This is a genomic window from Neorhodopirellula pilleata, from assembly GCF_007859915.1.
Classification (GTDB): Bacteria; Planctomycetota; Planctomycetia; order Pirellulales; family Pirellulaceae; genus Rhodopirellula; species Rhodopirellula pilleata.
On sequence record NZ_SJPM01000001.1, the window covers coordinates 979,683 to 1,003,496 of the forward strand.

Genomic DNA, 23,814 nt, shown 5'->3' on the forward strand with positions numbered 1-23,814 from the left:
GCGTCATAAACGATATTGGTCGCGTCGATATCCACGGTGGTGTCGAACTCTTGCGTGTAAGTTACCGTGTAGGCTCGGTTCAACGCCGCGTTGACGTAGCCTGGGTCTCCGGGACGCAAGACGCTTTCGGATTTCAGTACCGGTTGTGAGTCACGGAAGTTATAGACTTCCCATTTGTAACTGGAGTCCTTGACGAGCATGTCGCCGAAGGAATTATCGCCGAACAGGTTGAACGATTTCTTTTCGAATTTGCGAACCGAAACCTTGGTTTTGTCTTGGCCTTCGATCCAAACGTATTGCAGGTTGGGGACTTCACCAATGTTGAATTGGTCAAATCGTCCAGGCACGTACCACATTTGCGTTGCCGTGTTCACGTCGCCGGCTGACGTGCTGGGATCATCCGGGGTTCGCGTACTGGCGCTGGTGTAGTTGATCCGCGCCAACGCATCGACACCCGCCGCACCGGCGGTTCCGCTTTCGAGGACGCCGGTAAAGTGTTCGGCATGCATTGCACCATCGATCATCGAGTAGATCGTTTTCCGTAGCGTCGACGAATCGACCAGGATGATCTCGCCGGTTCGGTCGGTGGTCGTGTCGATCTCATTGACGATGATCGAGTAGGGACTGTCGTTGTCGATCTGCACGCTGGCGTGACCGTGAGCGGCGACGAGTCGACCGTTGCCCGTGGACATCAATTGCCCGGCCAAAGTGATCCGTCCGCCGGTCGGCGCGATGCGATTGACGACGATCGCGTTCTTGGTCGCGTCAAAATAACCATCGACCGGGACTGACACTTCGCTATCGTTGTCGGTGAAGCGAATGCCGGGCAACGGACGTCCTTCCGAATCGGTAAGCGAATCGGTGGTCACGTTGCTGCGGAAGTTTTCGTCGATGTTCAGCTTGATCGTATCGACACCACTTTGGATCAAACCGTTGACGTTGAGATAACGGGCGGTGATGGTGATCGCGCCCTGAGCGGTGATGGCCGCTTCGTCGCGTGCGATGTTGCTGGCGAGACTTTGTCCCGCACCGGCGACGGGCCGAATCACAAACCGCGTTTGGTAGAGTCTCTGCGGGCTCCAAAAAATTTGGAAGAATCGATTGTTGCGGATGTGTTCGGGATACACGAATACGCGTGCGAACTCGAACGGCGGAATGACCGCGTCGGCACCGTCGGTGAACACACGCGATCGAGTATTCCCGGCGTCGTTGTACACCGACGAACGGAAGTATTGGTAATTCATGTACTGGCGAGGATCGCGATTGGTATGCAACCAATCCTGCGAGTTCAAATTGAAGTCGTTGCCCGCGTTGACCGTCACGGACGAACCGCGAATCTCGCCGCTGACATGGATGCTACCGTCGGCGTTGGAAACCAAGACGGTTCCGTTCTCGTTGATGATGCTGCCGTTGATATACAGGTCGTCGGGTGCGCTGAATGAGATCGCTTCGTTGGTTGCGACGTTGACGTCGTTGGTCGGCGATAGAAGATCCGCATCTTCGGGCGAGATGACCTTGTTGACGACGCTGATCGTGCCGGTGCCGAATCCGTCGCCGTCTTCACTTCCTGATGCGAGCACGTTGTTGAAGTACACGTTGCCGGGCGTGAATTGTTTGAGTTCATCGTCGACAACCATCACGCGGCGGTTGTCACGAACGACGACGTCCCCGACGACAGGAATGAAAGGCGTGTTGTTGACAATGCGAATGCCGCTGTCTTTGCGGGGTTCGTAGTCGGCTGTTGCGGTGTACGCGTCCGCTTCGATGAAGATGCTACCCGGGGCCGCAAACACATCGGGCAGATCGAGGAACATCGCATCGAGTTCGTCGCGAACCGATGTGACTTCACCGACGCCTACGATCGTGTACGTTTCGAGCAATCCGAGGTCCGCGAGCGTGCGATTAATTTGTTCGAGTTGAACTTGATAACGGGCAATGGCTTCGGCGTTGTTGGAGTGCGATGCCATCCATTCCATCACCTGGTTGCGTTGTTCGACCAACAGCGTCCCGACGTTGCGGTAGGACAGTTTCGGCAACGGCACGTCGGGATTCTTGATGACGTAGAACTTACCGTTGAGGTCGCTTTCGAATCGCAACGTTTGATCGGAATCGAAAGACGAGGCGTTGAGTGCTTTCGTGTTGTATTCGGCTTCACTGATCGGTGTCCAACGCAGCGTATTAGAGAAGTCTTCGTCTTGCAGAACGACCTGTTCACTTTCGAGCAGCGGTAGCGGGTTGCCTTCGTTGTCCTTGAGGATGAACTCGTAGTGCCCACCGAGGGTTCCGCCGGCGAACGCGTTCTCGCCGTTGAATTGAACCAGCTTGACGACGGTTCCCAGACTCACGTCGACGGCGATTTGATCCACGTTCAGCGGTGCGAAGTGGTAGTTGACTTGAGGATCGAGCGGCAATGTGATCGCGGCCGCGAAATCATAGTCGGCTTGGGAGCTGATTAGCCCCGGGTCTTGATCGGTGCCCGCGAGTTGCGGATCGGCCAAGCCCAATCGGCCGCTGACGTCGAAGCCGTGATCGGCGAGGTCCTTGGCGACGCTACGAATCGCCAACACGGACTTGTTGAAAATGCCGGCGGTGATTTTGGAAGCGTCGTTTCCGGGGACCGAACCGTCCGAAACGATGACTTGATTGTGATGGTTGATCCGCACGTTGCTGGGGACTTCGTAACCGTACGGTACGGCCGATAGCGACAAGACCATTCCGTCGGTTTCGGCCCTCAGGGGAATGCCGTCGCTGCGTTCGGCGATCAGGACGACGTCTTTGAAGCCTTCGATCCGCGAGTCACGGTTGATGTCCACGACGGTGGTCATGTTGATGTTCGCGTCCGGCGTTCCGACCGCGATGCTGGGACCTAGCGACGCGGTGGTGACCTCGACGTTACTGAACAGCGAAACCAAATTGGGCACTTGGAAGTTGCTGCGTCCGGCTTGCAAACGGATCTCAGCTCCCCGGACTAACGAATCGGTGACATTGACCGACGTATCGACGTTGGCGTTCGCGTTGGCGTCGGCACCGGCGGCGACGTGGACGCCGGCGGCGAACAGGTTCGCGCTCGGGAACAATCCGATGTCGCTGACCGTGGCAACGTGGACGTCACCGCGGCGGTTGATGATTTCGGCGGTGTCAAAGTTCACGTTCGCGTTTGTGTGAGACGTGATGTTGCTGATCGCGGTGGTCAGCCCGAATCCAGAGACCGCTTCGATGCGAACGCTATCGAAGGCTTCGCCGTTGGTCGTCGCTTCGATCTCGAGCTTGCCCGGGTTGTCGAGGGTTCCGCCGTTGACTTCGATCGTCGCGCCGCTGGAGACATCTATGTTGGCGTCGAGCGGATTGCTCGATGTTCCGATCTCGGTGTTGCTGACCAAGACGGTGGCGCTGGCCAAACCGACGCTGCCGCTGCGGAGGTTCGGCGTGTTGTTTTCGCCGTCGCTCTTTTGGACGGTGTTGTTGGCCCCGATCGACAAACTCGCGGCGCGGACGTTGGCGTTGGTGCCGATGTTCACGTTGGCGTCACCGGTCATCCGGGTCAACGTTCCCGCTCCGGCACCGGTTCCCAATGCGATCGAGTAGGCATCGGCGAACGAGTTGCCGAGCTGTGTGTTGGACGAAACGATTTGCATCGGCCCGGCGGTGATGTTCGCGTTCTCGCCGATTTGGACGAGTGTTTCCTGGTCGCTGATGACTTTTGATTCCGACGCCGACGCGGCGATCACGCCGCCTCCGGCCGCCACGGTGCTGGCGATGAGGTTGTCGGCCGACAGTGCGGACAACGACAAGCTTCCCGCCGTGATGACGGCACCGCCGGCAATGTCGACGAGGACTTCAGGAACGGCGACGTTGCTTTCGGTGCGATGTCCGCGTTGGATGTCCGCGAGCATCGTGCCCACCGCGATCGCACCGAACGCGCCACCGTCAGCGTCGGCTCGTGCTCGGCCGTCCGATCGGGCGACGACTTCCATCGAATCAGATACGTTGATCAAGCCGCCGTCGACAGTCGCGTCGACTTTGGTATTGAGAACGACATGGGAATCGTTGCCTTGGGCACCAACCAAGGATGCCGAGACGCCGACCGCGCGGGTTCGACGCACGTTGGTATCAGAGGTCGCAAGTACCGACAAATCGGCCGAATGGATCGAGATCGGATCGATCGAGGCGTTGATGGTGCTGGTGTTGGTGTTGCTGATCAGGGCGACGCCGATCGCCGCACCGAGTCCGACGGCGACGGTAACACCGACCGCGTCGGCTTCCAAGTCGGCGGTTTCATTCGCGTTGACTTCGATTTTGTCTTCGACGGACACGACGACGTCGCCGCCAAGGTGCGCGGCAACATAGTTGTTGATCGTGTTGTCAAGGTTCAAGCCGCCACCGCTGAACGCGACCAGACCGCCTGAAACCGACGCGGTCACGCCGTGAACGTTCAGGATCGACATCTCGGCGGCGTCGGCTTGGATGATCAAGTCGCCAAACGCCATCACGCTATACGGTGTCACGGGATTGGTTCCCGAATCGCCATCGACCCATGCTTGGACGTCGGCTTCGATCGTATTTTCGACCAGCGTGACGGCGATCGAAACCGCACCCAATGACGCCGCCAGGGAGGCTCCGACGGCTTCGGTTTTGTCGATCTTGCTCTTGGCGGTCGCATCGACGATCACGTCGTCGGTTGCCAATAAGTTGGTACGAGAAACACCCGCGTGCGTGTCGCCGGACAATACGGTGATCGATTCGGCTCCGGCGGCACTGGCGGCCCCTCCGATCCCGATGGCGGCGGCGACGCTGCCGGCGGCGGTCACGGTGCGGACGGTCTCGTCACTGGTTGCGAGGATTTCGATGTTCGTTCCGGCGGTCAAGTTCGAGTCGGTAACCAAGGCCATCGTTTGATGGGAGTTGGAGCCACCGGGAGCCGACGAATCGCCGATCGTATTCTTGGCGAGCGCCACGCCGATGCTGCCCGCGGCCGCGCCGGTACCACCGCTGATCGCGGCGGAGATCGCGAGCACGAACGAATCGATATTGGAGGTGTTCGTCGCGGTGGCGAACACGTTCGATGGGGTAACACCGAGAAAAGCCAATTCGGGCGGATCGTTGGGGTCGGCGCCGACGGGCGTCTCGTCACCGTAGATCATTTGCCCGAACGCGGTGACGACGGAGTTATCGATCGTCGAGAGGACTTGGTTGTTAATGCGATTGGTTGCCGTCGCTCCGGCACCGGAGAATGCGCCGCCGAAGGAACCACCGATGGCGATCGACATGGCCGCTGCCGCGCTGACGGCGTCGATCGTGGCGTCTTCGGTCGCCGACACGCGGACGTCGCCGGGGAACTGCGTTGCGGGGCCTTCGAGGCTCGGCTCGGTCCGGTAGGAGTGAGTGTACTCGGTCAGTGGATCGCCGTTGCCGTCGACGTTGCTGGTGTCGACGGTCGAGGTCACGTCGGTGCGTCCGCTGGTGAAGATCCCTCGTGAAAGGTTTTCGATGTTCGCGTTGATGTCGTTCTCGATTACATTCGTCGCAAGCGATACCCCGATCGTGAGTCCGATGCCCGCGCTGCCGCCAAACGCAAAACTGATCGACGCGGCGGTTGCGAACGCGTCGATGACGGTGCGATCGCTCGCGTCCAAGTCAACCGACAAGGTGTGGATCGAAGGCAGCTCCGTGCCGCCGAATCCCAGCATCGAGTCATCGGTCACCCCGGCAACGATCTTGCCGCTGGGCGTTCGGTAACCGGGCACGGCGGAAGCGGCTTGTTCGCCAAAGATCCCCGAGCGGATCGCCAGAGCGACTTCGTTGTAGACCCCGACGCCGGTTCCCGACAAACCGACGCCCGCGCTGCCGCCGCCGGTGGCAGCCACGGCGATGGCGAGTGTTGTCGAATGAATCGTCGCGGTCGAATGAGCGTCGGCGCTCAAGGTACCCGAAGCGATGATCGCCGAACGGGTAACGCTCGCTTCGATGCCCGCTCCGGCGTCGACTTTGTTGGTCAACTCCCAAAGGTCTTGATCGTTGAAGTCGATCCGTGCGACCCAGCTTTCGTCGCTCGTGTCGCCGCCCGGTCGAGGCGGCGCAGCCATCGGAGTGGCGCCGAGATACTTGTAAACATCACCGGCACCTGGACCGGCGTGAATCTTGACGGTGTCGTTTTGATTGATCGTGATCGTGGGTGAACTGGCGGTCGTGTACGTCGACGCAGCCGTTCCATCGATCGTGTAGCCGATCAGGTTGCGGGCCAGCGACACGCCCATGGCGGCCCCGACACCGGTACTGCCACCACTCGAAGCGGCGATGGCGAGCGACAATACCAAGGCGTCGATGTCGGCCGATGCGTTAGCATCGAGATCGACTTTGCCGTCGGCCGAGATTCGGCTGTCGACGATCAAGGCTTGAGTTTGCGTGGTGATTTGATTGAGAGCGTCGGCACCAGCTCCGGCCAGCGCCACGCCGGTGCTGCCTCCGATGGCGACGGCCATCGCGGCGGCAAACGCGACCGCGTCAATCGAACCGGTCGAGGTCGCCGAAACGGTAACGTCTTGGACGGCATAGTCGCGGTAGTCGTAAGTTCGGTCGGGGCGGTTACCAAATTCATCGGCCGGTCCCTGATCGGTGTAATCCTCGACGATGGTTTCCATCGTGACGTCATCGATCGTAGCGATCGTTTGCGAGCCGATCGTGTTCTTGGCCAAACCGACGCTGATCGATAACGCAACGGCGGTACTGCCACCAACGGCAGCGGACAATGAGGCGGCTCCGGCGATGGCGTTGATCGCCGATTGATCCTGCGCGGCGACGGTCACGTCACGAGCGGCGAAAGCATGATCGGGCGCGTTGCCCGGGTTGATTTGCGTGTCGACGTCGCGAATCGTGGCGGTCGTGTCGGCATAGATCTCGTTGACGACGGACGCACCGGCACCGGCTAAGCCGATGGAGGTCGAACCGGCTGAACTGATCGCGGCTGCGGCGGCGATAACGGTCGTCGAGATATCTTGCGAACCGGTCGCTCGGACGTTGACGTCGCCTTCGGCTTGAACCTGCGACAGATTGATTTCGGCCCGGGTCGAGCCTTTGTGGTCGTTGGAGTTTTCGGTTCCGATGACGTTCTCGGCAACTGCGGCACCGATGGCGAGGGAACCGCCCGAGCTGGCGCTTTTGGACAACGACGCGGCGGCCGCCACGATCGTCGAAACGATGCCGTGATCATTGGTGGCGATGACGTCCACATTTCCGGTGGTCGTGTCGTCATCAGCGAGATCACCGTCGACTTCGACCCCGACGACGCTTTCGGAGATGCCCGCGTAAACTTCCGTCATGATCTCGTTTTTGGTCGACGCACCGGCACCGCTCAGTGCGATCCCCGCTTTACCACCGGCGGCCGACAGAGAAGCGGCGACGGCCAACGCGGAGATCGACGAACCGCGAACGGTGAATCCGGTATCGCCGCGGCTGATGATGTAGCTTTTGCCTGCTGTTTCATCGACAAGCAACCAGGACAACCCTCGCTGCTTTTTATCGCTTTCGCCTTCCTCGGCGACGACCTTGATCGTTTCGGTTTCGAGTTGGCTGAGCGTCAAGGTGTGATCGTTCGCGGCGGACGAACCGATGATTTCAGCGATCAAGGTTTGCTTGAAGGACAAGTCGTCGTTGACGTCGATCAAGTTCTCGTCGACGAGCGGTGTTTCCTCAAGGTTATCGTCGTCGGATGAAGCGTCGTCGAGTTTGGCGGCGGCTTCGTCGGTTGAACCGGGTAACGTGATCGCCGTTCCATCTCCGCCCGACGCGGTGGCTTTGACGTTGACTTGGTCGTCGGCGTCGATTTGGCTTTGATCGATCCTTGCGATCGTGGAGCCGTCGATGCGGTTTTCGGCGATCGAAACGCCGACGGTGAACGCGACGCTGTTGCCCACCGACGCCCCTGCGATCGACAACGCCGCGCCTACGGCGTAGGCCCGGATAAAGGATTGTTCGTTGATGAGCACGTCAACACGGCCGGTCGTATCGATGTCGGAGTTAGCTCGAATTTCCGCGAGGGTTTGTTTATCGACGTCGTTGATCATGCCGACACCGGACGCGGCGACGGCGACCGAGGTGCCCTTCGTTGTCTTCGCGATCGTGGCGGCGACCGAGGTGGAGATAGCCAGGATTTCCGCCGCGTCGTTGACGTCAACCATCACGTCGCCGGTGGCGTTCAAATCCACGTCACTGATCACGGCCGATGTGGTGCCGGTGATGTCGTTCCAAGAGAACGAACCGGCGATCGCAACGCCGACGCCACTTCCCGGTTTCGTGCTGCCGGTCTTGGTGCCGCTGATGCCGGCCGTCAGTGCTAAGATGCTCGCGTCGCCGTTGGCGGTCACAGTGACGTCGTCGGCGGTGTTGACGTGAGCGTTTTGCAAGTCCGCGACGACGTTGAGGTCGAGGTCGTTATTGGCGAAAGATCCAGCCAAGGCGACGCCGACGGCATCGGTTTTGGCACCAGCGACTGCACCGGAGATGGCGGAGATGCTGGTCGTGTCATCGGCGAGGACGGTGATGTCGCCGGTCGTGTCGATTTGCCCCCGGGTTCGGATCGCGGCCAACACGTTGCTATCGATTTCATTGATCGTCACGTCGCCGGCGATCGCGATGCCGCTGCTGCGTGAGGTCGCGTTCTTGGCGCTACCGCCTCCGGCGGACTTGGTGGTACCTTGGCGGGCCTGTGTCTTGGCAACCTTGGTCCCGGCCATGCCGACCGTCCACAGCGAACCGTCGGCGGTGGCCTGCACGTCGATGTCACCGGTCAGATCGAGATCCAGCGTGCTCGGGTCGGTATTGCTTTCGTCGGATTGTCCGATGATTGCGGAGACATTCCGGGTGATGTCTTGAACGCCAACACTGACGCCGACGGCCGCGACTCCTGCAGTTTGCACGGCACCGACGACGGAGATGTGCGAGGTATCGTCGTTGGCGAGGACTTCAATGCCACCGCCATCGACGTCGACATTGTCGGAAAGTTGAGCGAGCGTTGTGTTGGTTTGATCGAGCGTCGAGACGCTGCCGCTGATTCCGACCTTGCCGGATTCGCCGCCGGTTTGGACGAAGTCAAAGCTGAACATTTTTTCGTCGGCGGTGATGCTCAACGTGCCACCGGCCCCGGTCCGCACGGCGACGTTTTCTCCGATCAGGGCAACGGTTTCATTGCTGATCGATTGGATCAGGGCCGAGCCGCCCAGACCCAAGGTGCCGGCGCGGTTGCCGACCGGCGAAATGGCGTCCTTGAAACTGCCCTTCTTGGCCGCGTTCTTGAGGTATTCCGGGTCGGCGTAGAGGGTCATCACACCGGCGACATTGATCAGTGTCATCTCCGTTTCAGCGGTGACCGCGACTGATTGGGAGGTCGTGTTGTAGTCTGCGTCTTGGTTAATTCTCACGTCGTCGTGAACGATCGCCTTGGCGATGTTCTCATAGTCCGTCTTCGCAACCGAGGCGGTCACGGACAACTTGGCCGCGCCCTCGACGCCGTTGTTATTGTCGGCGACGGTACCGGCACCGGTCGCCTGAGTCGATGCCCAAACATTGATGATCTCGGTCAAGCCGAGATCCGTGCCGAGGTTATTGCGAATCGCTTCGAGGAAATTGATGTTGAAGAAGTCTTCCGCGTTTTGGATCTTGGTGATCGCCTGGAATTCTTCGCTGAAGGGAATCAAACCGATCGGATCGATCAACAGCGGGTAGGACACCGCTGCGTTGACACGGACGTCGCCACGGGAGTTGATTTCGGCGTGGTTGGCACCTTGGCTTTGGACGAGAGCTTGTGCGTCGTTGGTAACATAACCCAGCGCGATCGCCACGCCGGCGGCGAACGTTTTGTCTTTGTCTCGCTTGCTTGTTCGAGCCTTGGTTTTGGACTTGGGTTTCGTGTCGGCTTCGTCGTCACCTTTTGAGCCCCCATCGTCGGAGATGATCGTGCCTTGGGCTTTGAGTTTGTAGGCTTGTTCGATCGTCGCGTTAACGACCACATCAGCTACGGCGAGATCGCCGGCGTCGTCGGGATTGATTCCCGCGTTCAGTACCGCGTTCTCACCAACGATCGCGCGGACGATATGATCGACCTCGGCATAACTGAACGCCCCGGCGACACTGAACAAGTTGTTGATCTTGCCACCGGTTCCACGCAGGGCGTCTTCCCGCGAGTTACTGTCATTGCCACTAGATTTGGCTTTGCTGTCTTTGAAATTGGCTCCTCGGTTGAGTCGCCCCTTGGTTGCGGCGTTGTTGAACTTCGGCGCGTCGCCGATTCCGGTTCCGGTTTCCACCGTATTGGTCGCGTCCAGTTTCGCGTCGACCCCGATACCGCTGGCGTAGTCCAATTTGAATTGATGAACGGCTCCCGTCGCGGTGGCGAAGTTCAGCGGGATCGCGCCGGCGGACAAGGCCTGTAATCTTGTTTCGTGCAGCGTGATCGTGTTGGCGTCGATTTGGTTAACGAAATACGAACGACCGCTAGACAAGCCTCGTATCGGACGATCCGCTCGCGTCACTTCGCTGGCCGACTCGAATCCGTGCGAAGCGCCGACGCCCGGACCGGTTAGGTCCAACGCATCACCGTCAGCGACCAAACGCAGGCCGAACTCGTTTTCGTCGATGTACTCGACGTAGTAAGTCGTGCCGTTGGTCAATCGAAACGGATCAACACCGTCGATGTAGGCGATGCCGTTACCCGCCGGGGCCAGATAGATGATCTCTTGGTTGTCAACGAAACCATGGCCGGGCAGGCGAATGGCGTCGGTAGCCGCGTCGACGATCGGCTTGACCGTCGGATCGAATCGAACCAAATGCAAGTCACCCGCCGGGGCGACGACGTTCGGGGTAAACGTGAGCGCGGGCAGGATGCTTGAGCCATCCTCGCCGTCGAGTTTTTCAAGTGTGTGCAGTTGGTCGATCGCACCGCCGATCGACAGGCTGATCGGTTCGGTTTGTCCGACTTCACGAAGTTGCAGCTCGTCACCGTTGACCGCGATCGCTTCGTAGGTGCGACCGTTCACCAAACCACCGATGACCGAGTCGCCACCCGACCCGCTGGTGCGATAGATGAGTTGGTCCCCGGTCAAGAACCCGTGATCGCTTAAGAAGATGATATCGTCATCGTAGTCAACATCGCCGCGCACGATTTCGAAAGCGTGGAAATCGATTCCCAACTCCGTCGGCGCGGTGATTGAAACGACACCTCCACCGACTTCTTTGACTCGGATGATGTCGTCGCTGATGGTCTCGATCGTGTACGTTTCGTTTGCGGTCAGGCCACCGATGGCCGGGCCGCCACCGGTGCGATAGACGACGGTGGTGCCGTCGATCAATCCATGATCCGGGATCCGGAGTTGGTTGGGCAGCGTATGAGTGCCGTCGGTGTAGTTGACCAGCGGTGTCGAAAGCGACGCGTCGAAGGTCGTCACGATCCGTTCAGTTTGGAACCCCTCGCGATCATTCGGTGTGAACGCCGAACCGGTCAGGTTCAAGGCGATCCCGGCAGTCGCGTTGTTTCGAGCGGTCGCCTCATCGGCACCGGTGGCCAATCGGAAGCGGCCTCGATCCAAACGAATGACGAAATAGTCTTCCGCATCATCCAGCCCAGCGTGAGGACTGCCGTCGCCGGCGAGATAGCTGACCTTTTGCCCGGTTTCAAAGCCGTGGTTTTCGATGAAGAACGTATCCGTTGTGACGTCGACGATCGCGGGCGTCAGGGTATGACGAGTCCCCGTTCCCACTGCGTCCAAATCGATCGCGTTTCCGGCGAGCGCGTCGCTCGGATCGGCCGCCAATCGCACCAGCCCGACCTCATCAACGATCGCGTAGTAAGTCGTGTTGTGCGTCAATCCACCGATCGCCGACCCGGGGTCGACGGACGAATAAAGAACCGGTTGTCCGGTCGCCAAACCGCTGGCGTTTTCCAAGACGATCGTATCATCGGCTAGATCGACGACTGCGGTATCGGAAGCGTCAAAGACCAACCCGCCGATCACTTCGGCGTGCAATTCCGTTCCCTCGTCATCGAGCACCGCAGGGGTTCTGAATTGATTCAGAAATGTGTAGCGAACAAAGGTTTCTTGGAATACCTCGTCATCGACCGCATAAACGATTTCGTCTCCGTCGACGAAACCGTGTGAGGGCAACGTGATCTCACCGGTCGCCGAATCGACGTTGGACGTCGTCGGTTGGAACTCGACTTCGGCGTGATCAAACGCAAACACATGAGCGTCGCCATGGCCACTCACGCCGACGCCGTCACCGCCGTCGATATCACGAAGGTCGATCGCCACGGTTGGCGTTGCTTTTTCGGCCAAGGTGACGGTGGTATCACCGCCGACCGTCGTGGCGGTCAAGACGATGTAGTCGGTGTCGTCTTGCAGACCGCCGATCGGTTGGAGCGAATCGATCGGAAAGGTGACTTCGTCGCTGCCACCAACTCGGTAACGAATCGTGGATCCGGGTTGAACGTTTGATGATGGGATCTTGATCGTGTTGAGCGCGGCGTCGACGACGCCAGGCGTGGAAGGATTGAAAGCGACGGCGTCTTTCTTTTGAAAACTGTGATCGGCATTATCACGAACGAGTGTCGCGTCGACTTCGATCGGTTGGGCGGATTCGCGAACGAGTTGGAACTCGTTCGCGTTCAAAACGATGACGCGATACGTCGCGTCACCGAGCAGACCACCGATCGAATTGACCGGCTGACCTTCGATCGGTTCGGGCGCGAGATAGACGACCTCGTCGCCGGTATTCAGGCCGTGATTCGGAATAACAATGCGGTCGCTGGTTCCGGTATTGGCCGCCGATACATCGATCGCGAGCGTGTTGCTGGAACCGCGTGCGGTAATTTGACCATCGACGACGGTTCGGATTTCGGTGTCGTCCAACCCGATCGCGATCCCCAAACCACCACGTCCGTCAACGTAAATTTGCACTCCGGCGGTGGCTTGCGTATTGACTTCGCCAACCGAATTGACATTCACATTGCCGCCCGACTGGATCGCGACGGTCGAGTCCAAACTGGTGATGGCTTTTGTCGTTGAATTGGCGACGGCCAACGACATCCCCATCGCACTCGTGTTGGCGGGCGACTTGCCGTCGGTGTTGTCTTCGTCGGCGGTGTTGATGTCCGTCGTTGATGTGATCTCCGCGTTCGTGGTCGCGGACGAGACGATCCGGACATCGCCGCCGGCGTCGATGAGCGTGTTGTTGTGCAGGGTCGTCGTCGATCGGCTGGTCGCTTGGCTGTACCCGGCCGACAAGTTGTTAGCGACATCCGTGATTTGGGTGAACTTGCTCGAGTTCGATTCGTCATCGGTATCTTGAACCGCCACGGCTTGTGTTGCCGCGTCGGTGACCGTAGTGGATTCGATCGTGACACTTCCGGTGGCATTGATGACGGTCGAATTCAAATCAACGTCCGTGGTGCCGCTGCGCATCATCATCGCGAGGGGAACGTTGGGCAGATACTTTTCGGCGAGTTCTTGCATCGCGCCGCCGATGTAATTGTTACCCCATGCCGGAAGTTCATCGAGTAGGTTCTCGTCTTCGGCGGTCGCGGTGATGGTGACATTACCGGGAACGTCATTGACGGTCGTGGCGGTGATCGTCGCATCGCCGATCTTGATGTCGACGTTCTTGTTGTCCAAGCCGAACGGTCGCTTGGGGCTGATCAGGGAGGCTTTGCGGGTCGCGGTCATCGTGATGTCATGACCCACGATCGTCACGTTGTCGCCGATGTCGATCAAACGTGGCGATTCGATGAAGCCGGAGAAATCGATCGGCGAGTTGCTGATCACGGACAAGCCTTCTTCGAACCCTCGCGATTCGAACGTGATGTCGTCGGCCGTTAGACTTGCGTTGTCGCCGACATAGATGCTCTCGGCAATGAGTTTCAACGATGCCCCCGGCATGTTGATCGTGCCATTGATCTGAATACTGTCGTTACCGAACCCCGCATCGATTTCCAGTTCCCCACTGGTGGGAATTGCGAAGGTCTTGGTTTCCTTGCTGAACGTGAGCGAGTTGTACGCCTCGGTCAGTTGCAGTTGGCCTCCGACTTGAGTCAGCACCATCGTGTCGTTGCCGGGGGAACCGATGTAGTCGGCGGCGAGCAGTTGCCGTTGTTCGAGCGACTCGAAGGTGGAAACCCGTGATCGAATCGTGTTCTTGCGACCTTGTTTTTTGGTCGAGCGGGACCTTCGCGTTTTGCCCGTCTCGGATTGAGCGGAGCGTCGGCGCAATTGTCGAAGCACGAATTCGATATTCATCGGCGATTCCCAATTCCATTCGGGGTCTTTCGGGTCTCAACGCCTTCCTGGCGTTGCCGCTTCGGTCGAAGCGGTCTCCAACTTGAGTCAAAAGCGGGATTTTGAGACAAGTCAGTGGGTGGGTGTTAATTAGTCAATTGCGCCACACGCCGCCAGATGTTTCACGGGGCGTTTCAGGTACGTTTTCGAAATAGTTTCACATCGGTATTTCATTCCGACGCGGCGTTTTGCTACTTCCGCAACATGACACCTCCAATCCCCCCCGAAACGCATGTTTTTTTCGATCGCGCCGGCGACTGCCACATCGGCATCGTGGGTGGCGGGACGGCGGGATGGATGAGTGCCGCGACGCTCAAACGGCGGCTCGGGTGCCGCGTTACCGTCGTCGAATCGAGTCAAATTCCCAGCATCGGCGTCGGCGAAGCCACGATCCCGGCGATGATCGACTGGCTGCACAACATGGGCATCGACGAAGACGAATTTATGCGTCGAACCGGTGCCACCTTCAAGCTAGGGATCCGTTTCGACGATTGGGTCGAGCCGCAACATCGTTACTGGCATCCGTTTGGAAACTGCGGCGGGACGATCGACGGACTTGATTTGGTTCATCATTGGAACCACGCCAAACAGGCCGGTTGGATCGCGCCGTCGGTCGCCTACACGGATTTCAGTCTGCAGACGAGAATGTGCGAGCAAGCACGCGGGCCGCGCGATCAAACCGGCCGCTGTGTGCTCGACAACTACGCCTATCATTTGGATGCCGGTCGGCTTGCGGTGTTCTTGCGTGAGATCGCCTTGGCCGAAGGCGTCGAGCATCGAGTCGGTGACGTCGTCGGGGCACGTTGTGATCGAGACGGAAACTTGAACGAAGTCTTCGTTGAGAATCAAGCGTCCTTGGTGGCCGATCTGTACATCGATTGCAGCGGGTTCGCGAGCGTCCTGATCGATCGAGCGATGCACTCGGGTTGGACGGATTGGTCGTCGCAATTGCTCTGCGACCGAGCGGTCGTGTGTCGCAAGCGACCTGATTTCGATTCGACATCACCGCTTCGTCCGTACACGATCAGCACTGGCATGAACGCCGGTTGGTCGTGGCAAATTCCGCTACAAGAAAACACAGGTTGCGGTTACGTTTACTCGTCGGCGCACATCGGCGACGACGATGCACGTCAAGAACTCAGTCGACTGATCGGCGTTGACGAAGACGATACGGACTTCCGCACGTTGGGCATGCGAGTCGGGATGCGGCCGAATGGTTGGGTTGGCAACTGCGTCGCGATCGGGCTTTCCTCGGGCTTCATCGAACCACTCGAATCGACCGGCATTTTCTTAGTTCAACGCGCCTTGGACGAACTCGTCGAGTGCGGCCGTGCGGAATTATTCAATGCCCGCATGAACGAGGTCTATTGCCAAACACGAGACTTTGTCTTGATGCACTACGTCGTCTCAAGGCGCCGCGATACCGCGTTCTGGCGAGACGCCGCGACCGTCGAGTTGCCCTCATCACTGGCTCGTTTGCTGGAAGTTTACCAGCGTGAGGGCCATGTCTTGCTACCCGATCACGCCCCCACGTTTGCCGAAGCGAACCATCACTTCATCTTAACGCCGGCGGGGATCACGCCGGGACGTCGTTTCGCGAACTGCGACATGTCGCAACCCGAGATGCGTGAGGTAACGACCGAGATACTGGAATCGGTCGTCCAACAACACCATCAACTGGTCGCCAAGTTTGCCTCGCACCGGCGTTGCCTGGAATTGATCACCGAACCACCACCTCCGCTCCCACCTCAGGGGCTTTCGCCCTTTCTCGCCGTAGAGATCCTATGCTCATGAACGTTGACCATCACTTTGATCCTGTGATCGCATCGGGGCGCGCCCGAGGCATCGTATCCATGTGGATGCTCACTCTCGCCATCACGTTGGCCGTCGCGCCGTCGGTTTGGGGCCAAGCGAGTCGAAAGAATTCTCAATCGAACGAAACCTCAGGTTCACAAAGCATTGCACCGGAGGACTTCGAACGACTGATCGGCGGTTACAGCCCCTTCGGAACGCCGCCTGCCGCGTCCGCGTCATCGCAGTCGATCAATCAGGTTTCTCACGAGAACTATGGCGTCGTCGACCCGGTCTCGATCCAGCTCGCCGAACTGCAGTCACAAATCACATCCCAAGAGGCCGCCCTGTCTCAACTTCGCAGCCAACTGAACTCGCCACTGCGAAATCAAGGTCGTCAATCGCCACGCTATTTCGCAACTTACGAATCGGTGATCGTTCAACCGGTCCAAAGCAACACGTCCGCGTTCATCGTCTCGACCGCAGAGGGTTTCTCGCAAGTCATGTTCCCCTGGAAATTGGAACATAGCCCGCGGGTGGAGTTCGGAGTCATGCCGGCCGAGGGCAAACTCGGGTTTCGGATGCGTTACTGGCAATTTGACCACAGCAATTCGTTCGCAGCCAACGACGCCAACGGTTTGATTCCCGTCGGTTTTGAAGGCATCGTGGGCTATTTGACCGAGGACGGCGACGTCACCAGTGGTGCCGAATTCATCCAAGAAGGCACCTTCACCAGTGAAGTGCGGACGGACGTGCTTGATTGGGAGGTTCAGCGCACGCTGAGCGTTCCGATCGATCTGTTCGCCGGCATTCGGTACGCCCGAGTCAAACAAGGTTACACCGCTATCACCGACGAAGGCAACGTGTTTGCCGACACGGAGTTTCGCGGGATCGGCCCCTCGGCAGCGATGCGATTCACCCATGTATTGCCGCTAGACAAGCTATCGATCTTCGCCGAAGCCCGCGGGTCGTTGTTGTTCGGCAACCAAGATTACACGATGATCGACTCCGTCAATAACATTCGACAATCGCTCAACCGAATCAACGTGGATGATTGGAGCGATCTATCCAACGCGATGGTCACCAACGCGGAGATCAAATTTGGGATTCAATACTTGCCCGTCAATTGGTTGGCCATGCGAGTCGCATTGGAAGGACAACACTTCGGCGACATCGGCGGACCCAACCCGCCCGCCGTTTTCGCGGGCCCGGATCGAGGCTTGAGCACAGACGGTCCGCTCGATGACGACCTCGGCTTTTATGGATTGAGCGTCGCGATCGAAGCCGGCTACTAATACCATCGAGGTCTGCTGAGGCCCAGAAATTCATCCTGCACGGGACGTTTCGCTATCTGTCCCGTTCAAACCTAAACTTAAACTTAAACTTAAACTTAAACTTAAACTTAAACTTAAACTTAAACCTAAACCTAAACCTAAACCTAAAAGCCCCCCCAACTCACCGTTCGAGAAAACACCGCCCATGCCCGAACTCGCCCTCAGACGCCGTGAAAGATCGGCTTGTACGAGTGTGAACACGTTACCGCAGGAGCCGGGTTTAAGTTTAAGTTTAAGTTTAAGTTTAAGTTTAAGTTTTGGTTTTGGTTTTGGTTTTGGTTTTGGTTGGTAATTGCGGTGGTGCGAAAGGGACCCTGCGTAAAAACCGGACTCGGGTCGAATGCTAGGGAACCGACGGGTCGACCCGTTCGACGTCCAATACGACATCGGCGATCAGCCGATTGGGGTACTGGGTTAGTTTCGCGTCAATGCCGCGAAACCATTGCAGGATGGGCGCTCGGAAGTCCGGCGGCGGTGTCGAGCCGGGAGTCACTTGATCTTGCCCCCATGCGGTGCTGGTCCAGTGCGTTGCGTCGATCGGTTCGTATTGACCACCCAACGGGCATTGGACGGTTCCGCCGAGGATCCGGCGGGCCTCGTCCAACGCGGCAGCCGGTGGTACGTCCAATTGCGTTGTGAGGGATTCCAAAAACTCCGCCCCACCGACACTCATTTGCGACGCTCGCTCGTACAGCAACGTATTGACGTAGCCTTCGAGCTGACTGCCGCGAAGGTCTCCGATGTGGCCTCGGACTTGAGCCGTATCGTCGACTTCTTCGGCCGCCAACACCGGCAGAGTCGCCGTCAGCAAATCAGGTTGAAACGACAGAACGCTGAACCCGCCTCCGGTGAACCGGTACACGCCACCAAGCAAACGGTTCATCCCCGGACCGACCGGGGTTCCCCGGCCGAGGCCCAGCGGCAATCGATCCAGCGCGCCGGGGTACGGATAAGCGCCCAGATAACCGGGCAGAGTCTTCAGCGCCTGGTAACCGCTCAAGATCCCGTCAATGTCGTCGATTTTCGGCGGCATGGAATCTTTGATCGCGGCGAACAAGTGGGTCGGCGGTCCGAGTTGGTCCGACGCGACGTGAGCTTGCAAGGCGACGATGTCATCTGGACTGAAGCGGATCGAGACCGGAGTCGGCGGTCCGAGTTGTTCCGCCCACCAGCCGTAATTGGAAGGTTGCCAAGGGGCGATTTCGGCGTGAATGGTCAACCGCTCGAGCCTCCCTGTCGATACGCCGTCTCCATCCGGTTCCGCTTCCACAGCTTGTCGCTGGATTCCGACGAAGATCGGATCAAGGCTTGGGAATTGGTCTCGATACGCACGGGTCATCTCGGCATACCAGTTCGCCTCGGCTGCCGTGATCGTCTCGATCGGATTGTCGGGTATCGGTAAAAAGGTGCCCCGTCCTCCGCGTCGTGTGTCCATCACCCGCTGTCCGACGCTGACCACGCCGCTGCCGTCGGGACGTTGGCCGAAGCCGTTAGGCAAGAACGAGGCCGCCACCAGTTCCTCGATTTCGGTCGGAACCGGCTGCCCATCGGGCGTCATCGAAGCGGCCGCCAAGCGGGCCAAATGCACCAACGCGATGTCGGCTTCGGATTGCATGCGACGTCGCAACTCGATCAAGTATTGAGGTGACAATAACCCCTGCAACATCCGCGGTGAAAAGTACGCGAAGATCGTATCATTGCGTTCGAGCGGCATGTAATGGCGGGCGGCCCGGAACCCTTCGGTCTTGGCCAAAGATTCCCCGGTTTGGCCGATCTCGAGAAAACGGTCCGCGATCGCTTCGGAGTTGGCAAGGCAGATGAATCCGTCTCGCTCGACCATGAATGATCGCACGGCATTGTCGGTCGAGCGTAGTAGCGTGCCTTTCCCGTGCGGCAACGTCACCTCCTTCAACGTGATCGCATCGGAACTGTTGGCGAGCGTTTGCCGTTCGGTGTTCAGATTGGTGCGCAACAAAAACGTGTTGACCGGTTCGAAGACGGCGCCCATCGCCGCACCGTCTTGCATGAACAAATCACTCCCGATGAGGGCTTGGTCGGCGATCACGGTCGGACCGAGCATCCGGCCCAACGCGGTCATCTGGACGCCGAGTTGTTTTTGCAGTCGCGACGCGCCGTCGTTGGCTAGGCCACTGAGCGTGATCATGCGGGAAATATCGCCGCCATACTCCGACGTCAAATCTTGAAACCACAAATAGTTTTCGAACTTGCCGTAGCGAATGTAGAAGTACTCCGGCGGAACTTGAGCGGCGAGAGGCTCGATCGCCGGCTCCGGCGTACCGTCTGGTAAACCAGAGTTTTCATGACGCCATGCGATCTCGTCGGGCAACGGCATCGCGGCGACCGAGGCATCGAGCGTCTCGGAAGGATTTCCGATCGCGGCGGAGGCGAACACCTCGTCAGAAATGTCGGCCGCACCGCCGATCCAACGCAACGTCATCATCAGCGGGTCGTCGGATTCCTGTTCGTCACGTTGGCCGTACCAATTTGGCAGCGGCAGGTTCAAACGGTCCGACAACATCGCGATCAGGTAATGTTCGATCCAGGGTGGCGTGTCGGTGGCGTCAATTTGTCGTTTTGTTTGGGCAGTGAATTCCGACCACCACTGCGCAAGCCACTGTGCGTGCCGCTGCGGATCCTCGACCGGCACAACGGTATAGCTTCCCACCGAGATGCCGCGATCTTGGATTTCGATTTCAAATGGTTCCGCACCTTCGAACAGGAACGTGATTCGACGAGCATAAGTTTGTCGCCGGTCGTCCGCGCCGGTGATCTCGCGGATCAAATTACCAACGCGCCCGAGCAACCGACCTTGACCGAGCGGCGGCAGCGGTTGCTCCGACGGAGGGCGGGAGACTCGCGATTGCAGGTTCTCCGAGACGGCGAACCGAGCCCGGTCATTGGTGGCCAATTCCAGCGGCGACAAATCGCCGAGGACGGGCGTTTGCAGCGGAATTTCGATCGTCGCGATGTGAAACGGTTGACCGGCGGCCGTCACCGCTCCGGCCTGCGCCACCGGAACCCTCGCCGGGACCTGGATCCCACGCGGAGAATTGCCGGGAGTGGCATTTCCGGGGAGCTGAACGCCTCCGGGCGGTTGGGCCGATGCGTGGGGGACGTTCGCCGCCATCAGGGCGATCCCGATCAGCAGTACCATCGAACGAGAGTCTTGAAAACGCATGGTTGATTGCAGAAATGGGATGGGGGGAAGTGAGTCGCGATGACCGGTTTCGCTCAAACGCGGTTTGAGCCATCTTAGTTAGCATTCATTTCGACGCACCTCCCTCCGAAAGTCAACCGTGGCCAGCCCTTCTCGCAGCGGCGTTTTTGCCGAAGCAACCGACCAGCGACTCGAAGCTTACGCCGAAAGCATTTCTTTTGATTCTCGTCTGTACGAGCAAGACATTCGTGGTTCGATCGCCCACGCAGACATGTTGCAGTCGGTCGGGCTGATCAGCGAAACCGAGTTCACGCAAATCCGAGAACAGCTCGAAGTCATCCGTGGCCGGCTCGATCGCGGCGAACTGCCCCTGCGTTTCGAGCTCGAAGACATTCACATGCACGTCGAACAGGCGCTCATCGATGCGACCGGCGACGTCGGGCGAAAACTGCACACCGCCCGCAGCCGCAACGACCAGGTCAGCACGGACGTGCGGATGTGGGTCCGCGAATCGCTCGACCAAATCGACGCGTTGTTGCTGGATCTGCAGCGAGCGTTCCTGAGTCGTTGTGACGCCGATTTCGATGTCATCTTGCCCGCTTACACGCACTTGCAACGCGCCCAGCCGGTGCTCGCGCCACACTATTGGCTTGCGTACATTGAAAAGTTTCAACGCGATCGCGAACGGGTCGCCGATTGTCGCAAACGGGTCAACCAATGTCCGCTCGGCATCGCTGCGGTAGCCGGAACGACGCTTCCGATCGACCGTCGCCATACGGCCCAATCTCTCGGTTTCGAAGGCATCACGGCGAACAGTTTGGACACCAGCAGCGACCGCGATTTCGTCTTGGAATCCACCTTCGTGTTGTCGATGATCGCCTCGCACCTGAGTGGATGGGCCGAGGAATGGATTTTGTGGAGCACGGTCGAATTCGACTTCATCCAAATCCCACAACAATTTTGCACCGGCAGCAGCATCATGCCGCAGAAGGTCAATCCCGACACGTTGGAGTTGACCCGTGGCAAGTCCGCTCGCGTGATGGGCAGCCTGCAGACGTTGATGTTGTTGGTGAAGAACTTGCCTCTGGCGTACAACCGCGACCTGCAAGAAGACAAACCGCCGATGTTCGATGCGTTCGACACGACACGAGCGATGTTGGAGTTGGCAACGCCGATCGTGGCCGGCGCGACATTGAAACGCAAGTCGATCGCCGCTCGGATCGAGAAGGGCTATCTCGATGCGACGACGCTGATGGAATGGATGATTCAAAAAGGCATGCCCCAACGCACCGCCCATCACCTCGTCGGCGCGATCGTGGGCGAGGCGATGAAACGGGAGGTGCCGTTGGCCGAGTTGCCGATCGACGAACTCAGCCGACTCAGCGACGGGCAAATTGACGCATCAGTAATGGACGTCTTGGGCACCCAAAATGCCGTCGCCGCTTTCCGTAGCGAAGGCTCCACGGCCCCGGACCGGGTCCGCGAGCAAATCAAGGTTTGGACCGAGCGTTTGTTCAACTGACACTGTGCAAAACCGGCGAATCTTCTACAGTGCGATCCTAGTTTGATGAACAAAACGGATCGGGTTTAGCGGAAATTCAGCGGAATACGGATGAACAAGAAAAAAGTCGTCATCGTCGGCGCCGGACCGGGCGGTTTGGCCAGCGCGATGCAGTTGGCCAAAGCGGGATGTGAGGTAACGATCCTGGAACGTCGCGATCGTGTCGGCGGGCGTACCTCGGCGATCGAGATGGACGGGTTCCGTTTCGACTGCGGACCCACGTTTTTCCTGTACCCCCGCGTCCTGAGCGAGATTTTTCACTCGGCCGGCTACGACCTGATGGACGAGGTGCCGATGGAGCGACTCGATCCGCAATACCGGCTGACCTTCGGCGGCGGCGGTCAGTTGGACTGTTCGGCTGACATGGAAAAAATGGATCGGCAGATCGCCCAGTTCGCTCCGGCCGATGTCGGGCAACTCCAAAAATACATGGACGACAATCGTGTCAAACTGGAGAAGTTTCGTCCGATCCTCGAACAACCCTTCAGCTCCCCGCTGGACCTGTTGCGGCCTTCGGTCTTGGCGGCGGCGAGCAAGGTTCATCCGCTGCGAAGTTTGGGCCAGGAACTCGAGCGTTACTTCAGCGACCCGCGGTTGGTGATCGCGTTCGCGTTCCAAGCCAAGTACTTGGGCATGTCCCCGTTTAACTGCCCGAGTCTGTTCAGCATCCTGTCGTTCCTCGAATACGAATACGGCGTCTTTCACCCGATCGGCGGATGCAGCCGGGTAAGCGAGCGGATGGCCGAGATCGCTCAGGAAATGGGCGTGATCATTCGCTTGAACGAACCGGTCGAATCGATCGAATTGCAAGGCAAACGATTGACGGCGTTGCGGACCTCGGAAGGTCGCTACGACGCGGATGCGTTCGTCATCAACGCGGATTTCGCCGATTGGATCACCAAAACCGTCCCCAACGAAATGCGGCGACGCTGGAAGAACGAACAGGTCGCCAAAAAGAAGTTCTCGTGCAGCACTTACATGCTCTACTTGGGCATCGAAGGACTGTACGAAGACCTCCCGCATCACAACATTCACATTAGCGAAACGTACGACCAGAATCTGCGCGACATTGAATCCGATCACGTCATTAGCCAAGACCCATCGGTGTACGTTCAAAACGCCTGCGTGACCGATCCGACGCTCGCCCCGGCGGGTTGCTCGACGTTGTATGTGCTAGTTCCCGTTACGCACCAACACGCCAACGTGGACTGGTCACGCGAATCGGATCCGTTGCGAGAAAAAACACTGGATCAACTCGCCGCGATCGGTTTGGACGACGTCCGAGACCGGATCCGCGTCGAGCACCGCATCACGCCGGACGATTGGAACTCGGACTACGCGATCTACAAAGGTGCCACGTTCAACTTGGCGCACAACCTCGGCCAGATGCTGCACCTGCGACCCCGCAACCGTTTCGAGGAACTCGACGGCGTGTATTTGGTCGGCGGCGGAACGCATCCGGGCAGTGGTTTGCCGGTGATCTATGAATCGAGCCGAATCAGTTCGCGGTTGTTGTTGCAAGACCTGGACATCTCGACCGATTTCATCGAAGAGTCCGCCAAAGGCATCCCGCCCGCGCCGCACCAACCTCCGACGGGGCTCAAGCCGGCAATGGTGTAGACACGTGGTCAA

Annotated in this window: 6 protein-coding genes (1 of these 6 cut by a window edge); 4 read left to right on the top strand and 2 right to left on the bottom strand. The window is 58.8% G+C overall.

From position 1 onward, the window contains the following. Positions 1 to 14,279, bottom strand: partial view of a hypothetical protein gene (locus tag Pla100_RS03285; RefSeq protein ID WP_146576204.1) — the 5' portion only. Its footprint begins 13,288 nt before the window's first position; the window shows 14,279 of its 27,567 coding nt (coding positions 1-14,279); its start codon is at positions 14,277 to 14,279; its stop codon lies beyond the left edge, outside the window. Positions 14,280 to 14,522: 243 nt separating this feature from the next. Between Pla100_RS03285 and Pla100_RS03290 the strand changes: the two genes are divergently transcribed. Next, positions 14,523 to 16,112, top strand: a complete 1,590-nt coding sequence (locus Pla100_RS03290) for a tryptophan halogenase family protein (protein WP_146576205.1) — start codon at positions 14,523 to 14,525, stop codon at positions 16,110 to 16,112. Continuing rightward, positions 16,109 to 17,404 carry an Lpg1974 family pore-forming outer membrane protein gene (locus Pla100_RS03295; protein WP_146576206.1) on the top strand — a complete coding sequence of 432 codons (1,296 nt, stop codon included), beginning with the start codon at positions 16,109 to 16,111 and terminating at the stop codon, positions 17,402 to 17,404. Before Pla100_RS03290 ends, Pla100_RS03295 begins: the two co-directional genes overlap by 4 nt. Before the next feature lie 382 nt (positions 17,405 to 17,786). On the opposite strand, the gene Pla100_RS03300 is transcribed toward Pla100_RS03295, so the two are convergent. Further along, the gene (locus Pla100_RS03300; protein WP_146576207.1) at positions 17,787 to 20,642 is read right to left on the bottom strand and encodes a hypothetical protein; all 2,856 of its coding nucleotides are present in this window, start codon (positions 20,640 to 20,642) and stop codon (positions 17,787 to 17,789) included. A gap of 118 nt (positions 20,643 to 20,760) precedes the next feature. On the opposite strand from Pla100_RS03300, the gene argH reads away from it, so the two are divergent. Then, a complete protein-coding gene (argH, locus tag Pla100_RS03305; protein WP_146576208.1) occupies positions 20,761 to 22,143 on the top strand; it encodes an argininosuccinate lyase in 1,383 nt (460 codons plus the stop codon). 90 nt (positions 22,144 to 22,233) lie between these two features. Then, entirely contained in the window at positions 22,234 to 23,802 is a 1,569-nt protein-coding gene (locus Pla100_RS03310) for a phytoene desaturase (protein WP_146576209.1), read from the top strand. Positions 23,803 to 23,814 lie beyond the last annotated feature (12 nt).

Coding starts and splice junctions, on each gene's coding strand:
- Pla100_RS03290 (WP_146576205.1), top strand. CDS start 14,523: ATGACACCTCCAATCCCCCCCGAAACGCATGTTTTTTTCGATCGCGCC.
- Pla100_RS03295 (WP_146576206.1), top strand. CDS start 16,109: ATGAACGTTGACCATCACTTTGATCCTGTGATCGCATCGGGGCGCGCC.
- Pla100_RS03300 (WP_146576207.1), bottom strand. CDS start 20,642: ATGCGTTTTCAAGACTCTCGTTCGATGGTACTGCTGATCGGGATCGCC.
- Pla100_RS03310 (WP_146576209.1), top strand. CDS start 22,234: ATGAACAAGAAAAAAGTCGTCATCGTCGGCGCCGGACCGGGCGGTTTG.